This window comes from Microbulbifer mixtoriginis (SeqCode), from assembly GCF_052466695.1.
In genome coordinates, this window is sequence record NZ_CP174285.1 from 516,502 (window position 1) to 530,414 (window position 13,913).

Below are 13,913 nucleotides of genomic sequence, written 5' to 3' on the forward strand. Positions count from 1 at the left end.
TGGATGAATGGCTCATAGGCAATTGCAAAATCTATTTCGCCCGAATAATTACTTTTTACCCAGAGATGAAGAGGTTTTGTATGAGTTGTTTGGCAGGGATATCAGCCGGCCGGTAGTTGAGCGTTTTCTCGCGTTTCAGGATACTGAATATTTACGCTGTGTCTCATCTAAAAATAAAGGAATTTACCGGGCTGACCAGATGCTTCTGGATTGCTATGCCAGAAAAATTAATGAAGAAGCGGTTTTGGGTAAAAAACTGCTGTTCAGCAAGGAGGAACTAGAGCCAATTATTTCGGCGTATCGAAATGAATCGCGATACATGAATCTGGGGGAAGAGAGGGTGTCTTTACCCCATGACGTGATTTCTACCGAAGAATTTATTCTGCACTTACAGGCCACCATTGTTAAAGCCTTGGAAAAAAAGAAAGAGGCCGATGATTTTGTCGTGGTAATTCCTACCACCAGTTATAAAGGGGAGCTTATTCCCAAGGCAATCTGCAGTAAGGCAAAACTGGATGATGAAACTTTCAAAAAGCAGTGTCAGTTGGGTTTGGTGAGAAACCAACACCTGCAATATGTGCTCAGTAAATCTTATCTTTGGACCCTAGCCCATGCCTGGCCCTTTATCACAGGTAGTGAGGTGGGCAGGGGGCGCTTTCGCGGGGTTGTATTCCGGCAGTTTGATCTTGGGTGGGACCTGATCTGCCCTGATCTCGATAGTGATACCAATGTTTTTGTCATTACCGATGCAAGTTGTTCCGGTGGCGAGGCTGAGCAAATTCGCAGTCGCTTGCTGAGGTGTGATAGACGCGAGAAATCTGCAGTTATTATTCCACTATGTAAAAAGAAAGCCTTAGAGCGGTTGAGTAAAACCCCGGACGGTTTTGCCGATATTATCGCAGGGGTTGTGCTGGAGGACTTTAAGCGGCAGTGGAAAGATATGGGGGAGAGAGCAAGCTATAAAATACTGCGGGGAGGGAGTTAAGGCTGAAATCGTGTATTTGGCCATCATCAAATTTTCGTGATGCTGTTTAAAAGGAGGGCTTGGAAACCATCAGGTAAACGATAGCAATCGTTAAGGGAAAAGCCAGAGCACCTAGCAGGCACCAAATGCGCATGATCCCACGGATTTGACTGTGGCTATTTTCTTGGTTTGCATGTGCGCGCAATTGATATTGAAGGTAGATAACCGGTAGCCACAATAGGAAAACCGCTAGGGTTAGCCCGGCAGCCAATTGCAGCCAGGTTTGTTCTATCCATGCCGGGTTAATCACCAGCATCCCCATGGCACTTCCCAGTAAACCGAGCACTGCGCTGCCGGTAAATATCCAGTCTGCTCGCACCGTTTCCTTGCTCACCCACTGAATCACCTGGGAATCACCTGGGAATCACCGGACAGCCAGCCGCGCAAAGTATACCAGGCAATCCCGGTACCGGTTCCGAGTACGATAATGGCGCAGAGAATATGTAGTGTCTTGAGTGCGAGGTAGTAATTCATAAAGCGGCAGACCAAAATAAACCGGCAATAAGGTAGAGTTTTAGCGCATAACTTTCAATCCTATAGGTTTGATTTGGCTATGAGTTTCAAACCAGAAAAAATTATCAGCGGTGGGCAGACCGGTGCGGATACTGGTGGCTTGATCGCCGGGCAACGATTGGGTATTGCCACCGGTGGTACTGCCCCGCAGGGGTATTGGACCGAAGTTGGAGAGCGCGCCGATTTTCTCAAAAGCTTCGGGCTGATTGAACTGGCATCTGGGAATTTAGCAGAGCGCACTCGGGAGAATATCCGTAATTCTGATGCAACTTTGATTTTTACCGACAATCCTGGCAGTGATGGTACCTCTTATACCATTAAGTTTTGCCGGGAGCTGGGTAAACCCTTTTTAGTGATTGATCCCTGGGATGACTGTTGCAAACAAATCCGCGATTTTATCGGTAAAAATAAACCTTATATTTTAAATGTGGCTGGGAATAGGGAATCAAATTCTCAGGGAATTACCTGGCGCACGGCCGAGACCATACAGCGCGTATTTAGTGGTTAAGTGGTTGAGACTGTTGGTTCGAAACTTGTGGTTGTGGCGCGCGCAGGCGAAGCTCTAGGTCTGCATGCTGGCCCACGGAAAACCAGAAAAAAACGCACAGCGCAGTGACTGTTGCGCCGAGGGTAAAGTATTGCACCCACTTTGGCTCCGGTCCGCCGGGTAGCCAGTGTTTCTCTTCAACGCTGCGGCGGCGATTTAATATCAGCGCATAGAAAATAACGGTGGCAATAACAAATATCAGCGACCAGCGCGTCTGTTGGCCATCGGAGCCCACCAGTGCCACCAGGCAATAGATTGCGGCAATTAGCAGTATTACAGTAAACAGTGTGTATTGTTGCTGCGGTATTTTGCCGTAAGCGAGTACCCGCAGTGCAATTGCCGAGTAGATATAGGGCAGTAATGTCATGATGACCGCCACCGAGGCGATCTTGCCAAATTGCTGGCTGGCGCTGGGAGAAATGGTGGCGAGTACCAGTAAGGACATCAGAATGGCCACCAAAGTCAGGCCGACAGAGGGCACCCCTTTAGGATTGGTTTTGGCAAAGGCTTTGGAGAAGAGACCGTCATCAGCTGCAGCCTTGGCAGATTGCCCCACCAAAAGAATCCAGCCGCCGAGAGAGCCGATACAGCCTACTGCTGCACAGACTGCAACAATATTCGCGGCGGTATTGCCTAACGCCAAACGTGCGGCGTCGGCAAAAGGTGCCGAAGAGGCGATGAGTTCTTTGTTAGGCAGCATGCCCATAATGACCGAAGAACTCAGGACATAGGCTACCGATGCCAGCAATACCCCGCCAACAGTGGCGATCGGCACATTGCGGCTGGGGTTTCTCACCACCGCGGCGGATACAGATGCGGTTTCCACGCCGATAAATGCCCACAGGGTAAAGGTGAGGGTGGCCATAATTGCACTGGCATTGCTCTTGCCGGAGACATTCCAGCTGGCGTTGAATGTCTGGCTATCAAACCAGAACCAACCGAAGAGTGCTGTACCGAGAATGGGAATAAACACCAAACTGGTGGTGAGCGATTGGATACGACCAACCATGCGCGGCCCGAGGATATTCGCGTAGGTAAGTAGCCAGATCATGGCCACCTGGGCCAGGGCAAAGGTCATAGGGTCCTGGAGCGGGGGGAAGAAATGGGTGATATAGCCCAGCCCGGCGGTGATCAGTGCGACATTGCCGATGACATTGGCCAGCCAATACACGAGGTTGGTCTGGTAGCCGATATAGTCGCCAAATGCCCTGCGTGCGTAAGCATAAGGGCCTCCGGCGGCTGGGTCCAAGGCGGCAAGGCGGGCAAAAACCAGTGCTAGTGATACGGCGCCCACGATGGTGATCAACCAGCCAATCAGAGAAATGCTGCCTATAACTGCCAAGTTAGCAGGCAGCATAAATACGCCGGAGCCCATCATATTGCCGGCCACCATCAGCGTGGCTGGCACCAGGCCGATTTTATTACTCTCCGCCGTCTGGGGGGTTATGGCGCGGCCCCCCGGCTCAGGGTGTAGACATGGTAGTGCCCCTTGTGTACTTCGACACCGTGGTTGTCATGGCCGAAGCCGGGAAACTCCCGGTCGAAGGACTCCAGCACGCGTAAATATTCCAGGGCAGGACTGCCCTCGCTGCCAAAATTTTCCCCCGGCATCAATAGCGGAATACCCGGTGGGTAGGGAATAACCCCGGTTGCTGCGCTGCGCCCAGCCAACTGGCTCAAGGGGAGCAATTCCACTTCGCCGCGCACCAGGGCTTCATAGGCCTGCACAGGGCTGCAGTCGGCCTGTGGCAGAGCAGAAAAACCAGCGGACATTTTTGCTGTACTGCGCAGCTCCTTCATACGGGTAAACATTTTTTGCGCCAGGTCGCGTAGGCCCATATCGGCATAACCAGAGTGTTTGGCCAGCAGATTGGGCAGACACTGGCTGAGAGGCTGATTGGCATCGTAGTCCCGTTTGAAGGCGAGTAGTGCGTTGATCAGCGTGCCCCATTTGCCCTTGGTTATGCCGATGGAAAATAGGAACAAGATGGTAAAATCAGTGGTCTTCTCGACAATAATGCCGAGGTTATCCAGGTACTTGCTGATAATGCCGGCTGGAATACCCCATTCCGCCAGCTGACTGTTGCGCTGCATGCCCGGGGTAGTGATGGAGACCTTAATGGGGTCGAGCATGCAATAGCCTTTCTCTAGCTCGCCGAATCCGTGCCAGGAGTCTCCGGGATTCAACAACCAGCAGCTGGCTTCGCTGCACAGTAGCTCTGTAGGTGCGCTGTGAAAGGCGTATTTCTGGCCGCTTGAGGGTTCTGTTACCTGATCCGGCTGCCAGCCATCAAAAAACCACTCCCCTTTTTCCCCATACTCTCGTTTCAGCCGTGCCAACACTTGGCGAAAAGCCACCGCCTCAGCGATAGATTCGCCCGTGAGCGCAGTGCCGCCAGGGCCGTCCATCATCGCCGCACTGACATCATTCGAGGCCATGATGGAGTAGAGGGGTGAAGTGGAGGCGTGCAACATAAACGCCTCGTTAAAGCGACCGTGTTCGATGGGGCTGCGCCCATCGCGGATATGAATCATGGAGGCCTGCGATAGGGCCGCCAGCAGTTTGTGTGTGGACTGGGTGGCAAATTTTGTCGGGCCGGTGTGAGGCTCGTCGTCCTCGCTGTCGTACATCGCGAAGCGATCCCGATAGATCGGGTTGAAGCGCGCATAGGCGTACCAGGCCTCATCAAAATGCAGTCGGTCTACGGACTCACCCAGTAATTCCTCCACCCGACGCACGTTATAGCAGAGGCCGTCATAGGTGGAGTTGGTAATCACCGCATGTACCGCCCGCGGGCTATCGGCGCTGCCCGCCAGGGGATTGTTAACAATGGCCTCTGAAATGGCTGCTTTCGTCAACTGATCTGGGGGAATCGGGCCAATCAAACCGTAGTGATTGCGCAACGGTATCAAGTAAGTAGGAACAGCGCCGGACATGGTGATGGCATGTTCTACAGACTTGTGACAATTGCGGTCGCACAGGGCCAGCTGGCCGCGGGTCACAGAGGCCATCACAATCACGCGATTGGAGGTGGAGGAGCCGTTGGTGACATAGTAAGTGCGATCTGCGCCGAATACCTTGGCTGCGTAGCGTTCCCCTGCGGCGATGGGGCCTGTGTGATCGAGCAGGGAGCCCAGCTCTGTCACAGAGATGGACAAATCTGAACGCAGCATATTTTCGCCGAAAAAATCATAGAAGGCGCGCCCTGCAGGGGACTTTAAAAATGCGGTGCCACCAGTGTGGCCGGGCGTGTGCCAGGAGTATTCATGCACATGGGAAAAATGGGTTAGGGCGGCAAACATGGGCGGCAGCACCGCCTGGCTGTAGCGCCTGATTGCACCCTGGATACGCCCGCCGATAAAAGTGGGGGTGTCCTCCAGAATCCAAATGAAGTCATTGGCCAGCTCCAGGGCGCGGCGTGGCATATTGCTGACGGTTTCGCGGTCTGCGAGCAGAAATACCGGCAGATGCAGATTACGTGCTCGCAACTGCTCCAGCACATTCAGCGCTGGGGGGTGACCGCTGCCGGGCAGTTCCCAGTTCAGCAGCAGACATTGTATTGCCGGGTTGGCGCGCAACATGGCACTGGCATCGTCACTTGAAACTGTGGTGATCAGGTCGATGCGGCGCTGCGCCAGCTCCTCCTGCAGGCGTGTGGCGGCGCGGCCAGGAGCGCTGTTGCTGGCGATCTCCCCACTGGCGAGCAGGGCCAACATATTGGTGGGCATTTGTTTTCCGAGCTGGTGCATGAACCTCCCGCCTGGGTTGCGTCTCGGGTCGAGTTGGCCGGCTCCCCGTCAGCGCAGAAAGTTGTCTTTCAGCAGGTCGACCACTTCATCTGCGCGTCCGTTGAGTATGGCTTTGAGGCCAAATAGCGCGGTGGAAGACACCTGCTGCGCTGTCACCTCCGGGGGCATCACCAGTTCCAGCCGGTTTACAGTGACGTCCAGTAAGGCAGGTCCTTTGACTGCCAGCCAGCGTTTCATCGCGTCTTCGAGATCACCCGCTTTCTCGACTTTTTCTCCAGGAATACCAATCACTTCCGCCATGCGGCTGAAGTCGGGGTTCTGCAGGTCGGTGTAGCTATCCAGCAGCCCCTCTATACGCTGTTCCATTTCCACAAAGCCGAGGGAATGATTGTTAAAGACCAATAGTTTGAGAGGGATTTTTTCCTGCACCAGGGTCAATAGATCGCCCATTAGCATGGTCATTCCGCCATCGCCACACATCGCAATTACCTGGCGGTTGGGGTCTGCCTTAGCCATACCCAGACCCTGGGGGTAGGCATTGGCCATGGTGCCGTGGGAGAGGCTGGTGAGGAAGGAGCGCTTGCCATTGGCGCGCAGGTGGCGCAGCAGCCAAACCATGGGAGAGCCGCCATCGGCGGTAAATGCAGCTTCGTCGCTGGCGAGTTTGTCCAGGGCTTGGGCAACGTACTGTGGGTGAATCAGTTTGGGGTCTGGCTCGTGGCCGCGCTCTTCCAGCTGCTCCAGGTCTTTTTGATAGCGACCGAGCAGGTCCTGGAGAAATACATTGTCACTGCGGTCTTTTAATCTCGGCAATAGGGCTTCAATGGTCGCGCCGACATCGCCGACCAGGCCCATATGAATGGGCGTGCGTCGCCCGAGGTGGGAAGCCGCTATATCCACCTGAATAATGGTGGCTTTTTCCGGGTAAAACTGGGTGTAGGCGAAATCGTTACCCAGGCACAACAGCAGGTCACAGGTTTGAACTGCGCGATAACCGGCAGGGTTGCCGAGGATACCATTCATGCCGACGTTGCAAGGATTGTCGTATTCCAGATATTCCTTGGAGCGGGTGGTATGCACTATGGGTGCTGCCAGCTGCTGTCCCAGCTTAACTACTGCATCGTGCGCGAAGCGGCAGCCGATACCGCCATAGATAACAATTTTCCCTGCTTGGTTGAGCTTTTCTGCCAGCGCATCCAGCTCCTCATCAGTGGGGCGTGCTAACCACTGGGGGCGATGAACAGCCCAGGGAATTGAGTCTTTGATCTTGGTCTTGAAGATATCGCCACTGACCTCAACTACCGCAACGCCTCTGTGGTTGAGAGCTGCCTGGGCAGCTTGGCTCACAATGCGGCGAGCCTGCTCAGGGTCGGAAAGGGTTTCACAGAATACTGCGCACTGCTCGTAGAGTTTGATCTGATCGACATCCTGCGGGAATCCCAACCCCTGCTCGGCTCGGTCAATGCGGGTGGCGATCAGCAATACCGGTGCGCCATTGCGGTGGCTCTCAAAGATGCCGTTGAGAAAATGCAGGCTGCCGGGGCCAGCGGTACCAGCACAGACACTCAGTTCCCCGCTCAAGTAAGACTCACCGCCCGCAGCCAGGGCACCCACCTCTTCGTGACGAACGTGGACCCACTCCAGCTTGGACTGGCGCACGGCGGAGGTGAAATGATTGATGGTATCGCCGACGATGCCATAGCAGCGCTTTGCTCCGGCTTTTACCAGGGCATCGACAATAATTTCCGAAACGGTCTCCATGGAAATCTCCAGAATAAGGTGCGGGGCTTACAAGCGCCGCAGTGCGGAGTGATCATCGTGGTGAGCCAGGTTGACTGCGGGCCGGAATGAATCAGCCCTGGCGGCCTGCCACCAATGCCGGTAAGGCGTCTCCTCAGGGGCGTCTATCAAGGCTTTCTCATTGAGAAAGTGCCAGATGCGATCAATAGGATATGACTCGGTACCATTGATGCGGTGATAGAGATGGTAGGGTTGAAGGTCGCGCGGTTCGGTTAAACCGGCGGCGGCGACAATCTCCCCCAGGGCCTCCAGGGTCTTAGCCTGGAAAGCCGCCGCGCGCTTGCTCTGCACATCCACCACCAGGCCCCGCTGGCGCTTGGGGTCCTGGGTCGTGACACCGGTAGGGCAGGTATCGGTGTGGCAGCGTCGCGACTGAATACAGCCGATGGAAAACATAAAAGGCCGCGCGGCATTGCACCAATCGGCGCCTATCGCCAGACAGGCTGCGAGTTCTGAAGCAGAGTAGATTTTACCGCTCGCCGCCAAGCGCACCTTATCGCGCAAGCCGGTAGCAACTAAGGCATTGCGGACTACGATCAGTCCCGACAGCAGTGGCATGCCCACATGGTTGGATAATTCCAATGGCGCGGCACCGGTCCCGCCTTCGGCGCCATCGACCACGATAAAGTCGAGATATTTCTCTGTTTCCAGCATGGCTTTCATAATGGCTAGTACTTCAAAGACCTGCCCCACGCACAGTTTGACGCCCACCGGTTTGCCACCGGATAGGTTGCGCATCTGATCGGCAAATTCGAGCATTTCAATAGGGGTGGAAAACATCGAGTGGGCGCGTGGAGATACGCAGTCGACGCCCGGCTGGACTTTGCGGGTTGAGGCAATTTCCTGGGTAACTTTTGCTCCGGGTAATACACCGCCATGGCCAGGTTTAGCGCCCTGGCTCAGCTTAATTTCCGTCATTTTTACCTGATCATCGCAGGCTTCGCGAAAAAGGTCGGGATCGAAGCTGCCGTCATCCTTACGGGCACCGAAATAGCCGCTTCCCAGCTCCCACACCAGGTCCCCACCGTGTTTGCGGTGATAGGGGCTGATGCCACCTTCTCCGGTGTCGTGATAGAAACCACCGATAGCTGCGCCCTGATTCAGTGCCTCAATCGCAGCGGCGGATAAGGCGCCGAAGCTCATGGCGGAAATATTTAATAGCGTTGCCGAATAGGGTTTTGCACAGCGGCCAGAACCTACTTCGATGCGGGACTTTATATCAGCCTCTTTGGCCGGGTTAATGGAGTGCGTGAGCCACATGTATTCATCACTGCGTACATCCAGCTCAGTACCAAAGGGGTGCATATCCGAGAAACCGTCGGCGCGGGCGTAGACCAGTCGGCGCGCCTCATAGCTAAATGGTCTGCCCTCCTCATCACCTTCCACTATGTAAGCGCGGAAGTAGGGGCGCAGATTCATAAATAACCAGCGTATGCGCCCAGCAACAGGGAAATTACGTGTCAAACTCCAGTTGGGCTGAAGCATGTCATAAATGCCCAGTAGCACTAAGAACAGGCTGAGTAGCAATGCGATCACCCACCAGGCATCGACAGCAATGGTGAGTATTAAAAATATCGGTGTCAGAACCAGGGCGGTCACCGGAATGATGGCGCGCTTGATTCCATTCCGACTGGCATAGGCGCGCCAGGCTGTGGAGATGATCATAGTGTGTGGGTTCAATCTCATTACTGGGAGTTCCGATAATGAACCTAGATCATCACAGGGGGCTTTGCCGCTATCGGTCCACGATCTGCCGCAAAACTGACCACCCCCAGTATGAATCTTGCCAATCTACTGTCTGTAGGCGCGTAAATACTGGCTTTAGGCATTGAGTGTATGCAGCTGTTTATTTCCATGCGGGGAGGCCTGCAATACTTAATAAGGGAATGGGCCTCTGAATAATTCAGTAATTTCAATTGAGGCTTGAAGGTCGAGTGGTATGGGGGTGGGCCTTTGCGAATGGCTGAGTCCTTTGCCGGAGCATTCCAGTAGTCGCCTAACAAGATTCTGGCAGAAATAAGATTGATTGAGCGTTCACGGGAGATAAGCATGTCGGGATGGAAGCATGCTGCGGATGTACCCTTATCGATTACCGAGAGGAGTATCTACAACTTACATTATCGAAAAGCCTTGGCAGATATGATCGCCCGTGCAATCAGTATCAAGGGCACCCTCCAGATCGACCTGTTCAGAGAGGCGGTTCAACGAACTGTCAATACTTACCCTATTGTTCGTTGTCGCTATACCCGCGAGCCTGTTCGGCGGATTTTTGCAGATGTCGAATTGGATATATTGGATGTTCGGGGCATGAGTGACTCTCATGTAAAGAGCTTCTTAACCCAATACAGTAATGCGCCAATAGCATTGGATACTGATCAGCTGTTGAGCTTAAGCCTTATCCGTACCGGAGAGGATGAATACATCTTCTTAACGAAGTGTCATCACATTATTACCGATGGGATTAGTTTGTCACTGCTTTGGGGGTTGATACTGAGCACTTATCTGGACCTTGAGAGCGGGGCTGGTTTTCGTCCTCAGCCGGAAATCATTGATTACGCCGATTACGTGGGTTTTGAAAATAACTACATTCGTAGCCAACGGGGACAAAAAGCTCTACAACATTGGCAAAATAAGTTGGCCCGACAGAGAGGCGCAGTTGAAGTGGCCTCATCGGGGAAAGGAGTCTCTCTGTATTGTGAAGACTTGGTTTGCACCCTGTATAAGAAAGAGTTCTCCCATATTAAAGAACGGGCAAGGGTTGCCGGGGTCAGTCACTTTGTCTATCTGTGTGCAGGATTTCAGCAGGCTTTGTTCGAACTCTTACAAAAAGATTTTTGGATGAATACGAGCTTGTCACTGCGGGTCAAAAGAGAACATCGGAAGGTTTTGGGGCCAATGTTTCGCCAGGTAAATCTGGCAGTGGTAGCTGAGGAAACCTGGTTGAAAAAACTACGGCGGATGTGCAAAGAAATACACTATGCCGTGCGAACGGTTTACGTGGCTGATTCGATTGGTCCCCATGGCATTATTGGCAATAACCTGCCTGCTCCCTGCACCTATTTAATTAACTTTCTGCAAACAGAGGTACAGCAGGAGGGACTACAAGCGATTTATAACGATGCTTCCTCGAACTGGATCAATTTAAATGAGAGAGTAAAAATGCGCTCAATGAGTTTGCCTACCCGAATTACACCCTATGGAATCTATCTTTCTCTGGCGGCCTACGGTGGGCACCTTCATAGTAACTTTGTCTATAACGCCAACTGTTTCAGCCGCGACACCGTGCAAAAACTCAGCGATCGGTGGCGTTTTATCTTGGAGAATGGCTGTTAGGCCGAGTTTGCTTGAGTTACTGCGCCAAAAATATCAGCAAACTCTCATTGGGTACGGGGGTAAATCATTCACTTTGCACAAGCGTTGGCCTGGTTACCGCCCTAGCCAGCAAGTGCTGGCATTCGCTCGCGGGAGTGGGTTTCTATAGCTGTAACGATAGAGTGATCATTCAGTTCAAGCAGAATCTCATCCAGACTCAGTAACTGCCAGCAGGCTCTTGCTCCTGCCTCTTCCATTTCTCCGCGTAGAAACTTACGCGCCAGTGCTGCCGCTGGGGCTGCAGGAATCCAGGGGCCATCGCCATTTAGGCCTAATACCTGCCAGCTGCGCGAGGCGCTTTCTCCATGGGCATTTTCCCCTGTAGCACGCACGATCATGCCGCCGTGTGGCGTGCCTCCCGGCCAGCGGTCACTGATCTTATGGCCAAGTTGGGCTAGGCGCGCAGTGGTTGCCGGTAGTTGTAGGCGTGCCAATTGAGCGCAGGCGGACAGGCCGATTTGCAGGGTCAGAGGCTCAAGGCCAGTGGCGAAGCGAGCACTGTGCATCTTGGGAAAATACTTCGGGCAGAGCTCTAGGTCGGGCACATCAAAGTCGCACAGCCAGCGTTTGCCCACTGGGTGGGCCAGGTTGATGGGGCGTAGATTTTTCCCTGCGTGGGATTCGCGCCAGTAGCCGCTCTGCAGCTGTGGAAAGCTGTGGCCAAGGGATTCAAAGCCAGCGCGTACCGTCGCCAGGCCACGATCTATTCGATGTGCAGGTGCTATGGCAATGTCTACGGAGTGAATCACTGGCAGTTCAAGCTGGATCTCGGCGATTGCGGCGGAGCTCAGCCCGGGTAGGCTACTGGCGCCCGATACCATACTAATGCCGGCGGCCTTTGCGGCGGGGGATAGGCGGTGAAAATCGCACACGAAGCGACGACCATCGGAAATATCAATGTAAGGTGTGCGTGACTCAATGCAGGCTTTTGCAACCCGATAATCACTCTCTTTTTGGAAGGGGCCTGCGCAGTGAATCAAAAGATCCAGGTGGAGGGCTTTGAGTTGCGCAGCCAAGTTGACGGCATCTCTCTCCAGGCGTAAACCTTCGGCGAGCCCGCCGAGTCCCTCGGCACACTGGTCTGCTAGAGCCTTGTTGCGGCCGGCAATAATCAGCTGAATATTGGGCTCGGAGCTCAGCATTTGCGCAATGCGCGCGCCAAAGTTGCCGTAGCCGCCGAGTATTAATACGCGTTTGTTCAGGTTATTAATCACCTGGATCGCACTCCTCTCCCCTGAGGTTAGTTAGAGTGGATCATGCAATGGGGCAGTGACGTAAATCAAGAGAATCTTAGTGACTATTGATTAAATGACTGGCTGGCGGTTTATCACGATTTGCCTTTGCTTGGTGAGTACCGACGAATAAATAGTAATCTTAGGGGGACAACTATGACGTAAAAAGGGTCAACGGATTACCCCCGGCAGGGTTCGTTATTCACGCCTTATCGGCTGTTAAAGAAAACCAGGCGCTATCCCTTAGCCTTATCTAGTTTGTGTCTTACAGGGGCTAATCGATGACACTATTCACTTACTTGACGGTAACCTGATCGGCGGTCTTGTATATTATTTATTCATATCTTTTGGTGTTTGGCGCGGACTTTTCTCTGGGGAGGTTAATATGCGGCAAAACGGTAATGCCCATATTCTGGTGTTGGGGGGAGATGGCTTTTGCGGTTGGCCTACGGCCTTGTTTTTATCGCGGCAGGGATACAGGGTCACTATCGTGGATAACTTCTCAAGGCGTCGTATCGATGAGGAGTTGGGGGTGGAATCCCTGACACCGATTGAGAGTATTGGGCAGCGCCTGCAGTGTTGGTGGGAGACGACCGGGCTAAATATCGGGCTGCACAGGCTGGATTTGGCTTGTGACTACGAGCCGCTAATGGAGTTGATTACCGAGACCCAGCCCGCTGCTATTGTGCACTTTGCTGAGCAACGCGCAGCGCCATATTCCATGAAATCCTCGCGTCATAAACGCTACACCGTTTCCAACAATATCAATGTCACCAATAATCTTCTCGCCGCGGTGGTGGATGCCGGCGTCGATAGCCATATCGTTCATCTCGGTACTATGGGAGTTTACGGTTATGGCTCTGCGGGCATGAAGATTCCAGAAGGTTATCTGGATGTGGAAATACCGATGGCAAACGGCCAGAGGGTGTCCCAGCAGATACTCTATCCCACTAACCCTGGCAGTATTTACCATCTGACGAAATCCCAGGATCAGCTGCTCTTTGCCTACTACAACAAAAATGATGGTTTGCGAATTACAGATTTACACCAGGGGATAGTGTGGGGGACACAAACTGTGGAAACCTCCCTGGATGAGCGCCTAATCAACCGCTTCGACTATGACGGTGATTATGGCACTGTACTGAACCGCTTTCTGATGCAAGCCGCTACCGGACATGAATTGACTGTACACGGTACCGGCGGGCAAACCCGTGCATTTATTCATATCTCCGATACCGTGCGCTGTATCCAGCTGGCGATTAACTCTCCTCCCGTCGCAGGAGAGCGGGTGCGTATCATGAACCAAATGACCGAAACCCATCGGGTGCGTGATCTCGCCAAAATGATTGCCGATGTGAGCGGAGCCAAGGTGGCATTTGTCGACAATCCGCGCAATGAGGCTGCGGAAAATGATTTATTTGTGGAGAATGCCAGTCTCTGCAACCTGGGGTTAAAGCCGACTTTTTTGGCCCAGGGATTGCTGGAGGAAATCTCTGAAGTAGCAGATAAATATGCCTATCGCTGCAATGCAGACCTAATCCCGTGTCGCTCTTACTGGCGCACCCACAAAGTCCAGGAAAGTACACCAGATGTTGAGACACCACACCTGCACAAGGTACTTGAGGGGGCCCAGAATTTGATTCGGCCCACTAACTCTTAGCCGACGACTGGAACT

Annotated in this window: 11 protein-coding genes; 4 read left to right on the forward strand and 7 right to left on the reverse strand. The window is 53.3% G+C overall.

Annotated features, from left to right (window positions below):
- Positions 1-7 precede the first annotated feature (7 nt).
- Positions 8-985, forward strand: a complete 978-nt coding sequence (locus ACJJI0_RS02105) for a hypothetical protein (RefSeq protein ID WP_444884460.1) — start codon at positions 8-10, stop codon at positions 983-985.
- Positions 986-1,031: 46 nt separating this feature from the next.
- Here the strand turns inward: ACJJI0_RS02105 and ACJJI0_RS02110 are convergent, their stop codons facing one another.
- Complete coding sequence (locus tag ACJJI0_RS02110) at positions 1,032-1,358, reverse strand: DUF2269 family protein (RefSeq protein ID WP_444884461.1); 327 nt, start codon at positions 1,356-1,358, stop codon at positions 1,032-1,034.
- 8 nt (positions 1,359-1,366) lie between these two features.
- Positions 1,367-1,498 (reverse strand): DUF2269 family protein, encoded by a 132-nt coding sequence (locus ACJJI0_RS02115; RefSeq protein ID WP_444884462.1) that lies wholly within the window; start codon positions 1,496-1,498, stop codon positions 1,367-1,369.
- A gap of 79 nt (positions 1,499-1,577) precedes the next feature.
- Here ACJJI0_RS02115 and ACJJI0_RS02120 point away from each other — a divergent pair, with 79 nt between their 5' ends.
- Positions 1,578-2,045, forward strand: a complete 468-nt coding sequence (locus ACJJI0_RS02120; RefSeq protein ID WP_444884463.1) for a YpsA SLOG family protein — start codon at positions 1,578-1,580, stop codon at positions 2,043-2,045.
- On the opposite strand, the gene adiC is transcribed toward ACJJI0_RS02120, so the two are convergent.
- From adiC to ACJJI0_RS02140, 4 genes are read right to left on the reverse strand one after another with little or no spacing between them, the layout of a single operon-like run.
- On the reverse strand, positions 2,035-3,531 hold the full coding sequence (gene adiC / locus ACJJI0_RS02125) for an arginine/agmatine antiporter (RefSeq protein ID WP_444885905.1): 1,497 nt from the start codon (positions 3,529-3,531) through the stop codon (positions 2,035-2,037). The genes ACJJI0_RS02120 and adiC overlap by 11 nt on opposite strands.
- On the reverse strand, positions 3,528-5,834 hold the full coding sequence (locus ACJJI0_RS02130) for an Orn/Lys/Arg family decarboxylase (protein ID WP_444884464.1): 2,307 nt from the start codon (positions 5,832-5,834) through the stop codon (positions 3,528-3,530). Before ACJJI0_RS02130 ends, adiC begins: the two co-directional genes overlap by 4 nt.
- Before the next feature lie 48 nt (positions 5,835-5,882).
- On the reverse strand, positions 5,883-7,595 hold the full coding sequence (locus tag ACJJI0_RS02135) for a thiamine pyrophosphate-dependent enzyme (RefSeq protein ID WP_444884465.1): 1,713 nt from the start codon (positions 7,593-7,595) through the stop codon (positions 5,883-5,885).
- 27 nt (positions 7,596-7,622) lie between these two features.
- Positions 7,623-9,320, reverse strand: a complete 1,698-nt coding sequence (locus tag ACJJI0_RS02140; RefSeq protein WP_444884466.1) for an FMN-binding glutamate synthase family protein — start codon at positions 9,318-9,320, stop codon at positions 7,623-7,625.
- Between the two features lie 363 nt (positions 9,321-9,683).
- Here ACJJI0_RS02140 and ACJJI0_RS02145 point away from each other — a divergent pair, with 363 nt between their 5' ends.
- A complete protein-coding gene (locus ACJJI0_RS02145; protein WP_444884467.1) occupies positions 9,684-10,967 on the forward strand; it encodes a condensation domain-containing protein in 1,284 nt (427 codons plus the stop codon).
- Between the two features lie 101 nt (positions 10,968-11,068).
- Here ACJJI0_RS02145 and ACJJI0_RS02150 read toward each other — a convergent pair whose 3' ends face one another.
- A complete protein-coding gene (locus tag ACJJI0_RS02150; RefSeq protein WP_444884468.1) occupies positions 11,069-12,220 on the reverse strand; it encodes a saccharopine dehydrogenase NADP-binding domain-containing protein in 1,152 nt (383 codons plus the stop codon).
- Positions 12,221-12,623: 403 nt separating this feature from the next.
- Here ACJJI0_RS02150 and ACJJI0_RS02155 point away from each other — a divergent pair, with 403 nt between their 5' ends.
- Positions 12,624-13,898, forward strand: a complete 1,275-nt coding sequence (locus ACJJI0_RS02155) for an NAD-dependent epimerase/dehydratase family protein (RefSeq protein ID WP_444884469.1) — start codon at positions 12,624-12,626, stop codon at positions 13,896-13,898.
- The last annotated feature ends 15 nt before the right edge of the window (positions 13,899-13,913 follow it).

What these genes read in the sequence shown, in the direction of transcription:
- ACJJI0_RS02105 (WP_444884460.1), top strand. Translation starts at nt 8, where the DNA reads ATGGCTCATAGGCAATTGCAAAATCTATTTCGCCCGAATAATTACTTT.
- ACJJI0_RS02115 (WP_444884462.1), bottom strand. Translation starts at nt 1,498, where the DNA reads ATGAATTACTACCTCGCACTCAAGACACTACATATTCTCTGCGCCATT.
- ACJJI0_RS02120 (WP_444884463.1), top strand. Translation starts at nt 1,578, where the DNA reads ATGAGTTTCAAACCAGAAAAAATTATCAGCGGTGGGCAGACCGGTGCG.
- ACJJI0_RS02130 (WP_444884464.1), bottom strand. Translation starts at nt 5,834, where the DNA reads ATGCACCAGCTCGGAAAACAAATGCCCACCAATATGTTGGCCCTGCTC.
- ACJJI0_RS02135 (WP_444884465.1), bottom strand. Translation starts at nt 7,595, where the DNA reads ATGGAGACCGTTTCGGAAATTATTGTCGATGCCCTGGTAAAAGCCGGA.
- ACJJI0_RS02140 (WP_444884466.1), bottom strand. Translation starts at nt 9,320, where the DNA reads ATGAGATTGAACCCACACACTATGATCATCTCCACAGCCTGGCGCGCC.
- ACJJI0_RS02145 (WP_444884467.1), top strand. Translation starts at nt 9,684, where the DNA reads ATGTCGGGATGGAAGCATGCTGCGGATGTACCCTTATCGATTACCGAG.
- ACJJI0_RS02155 (WP_444884469.1), top strand. Translation starts at nt 12,624, where the DNA reads ATGCGGCAAAACGGTAATGCCCATATTCTGGTGTTGGGGGGAGATGGC.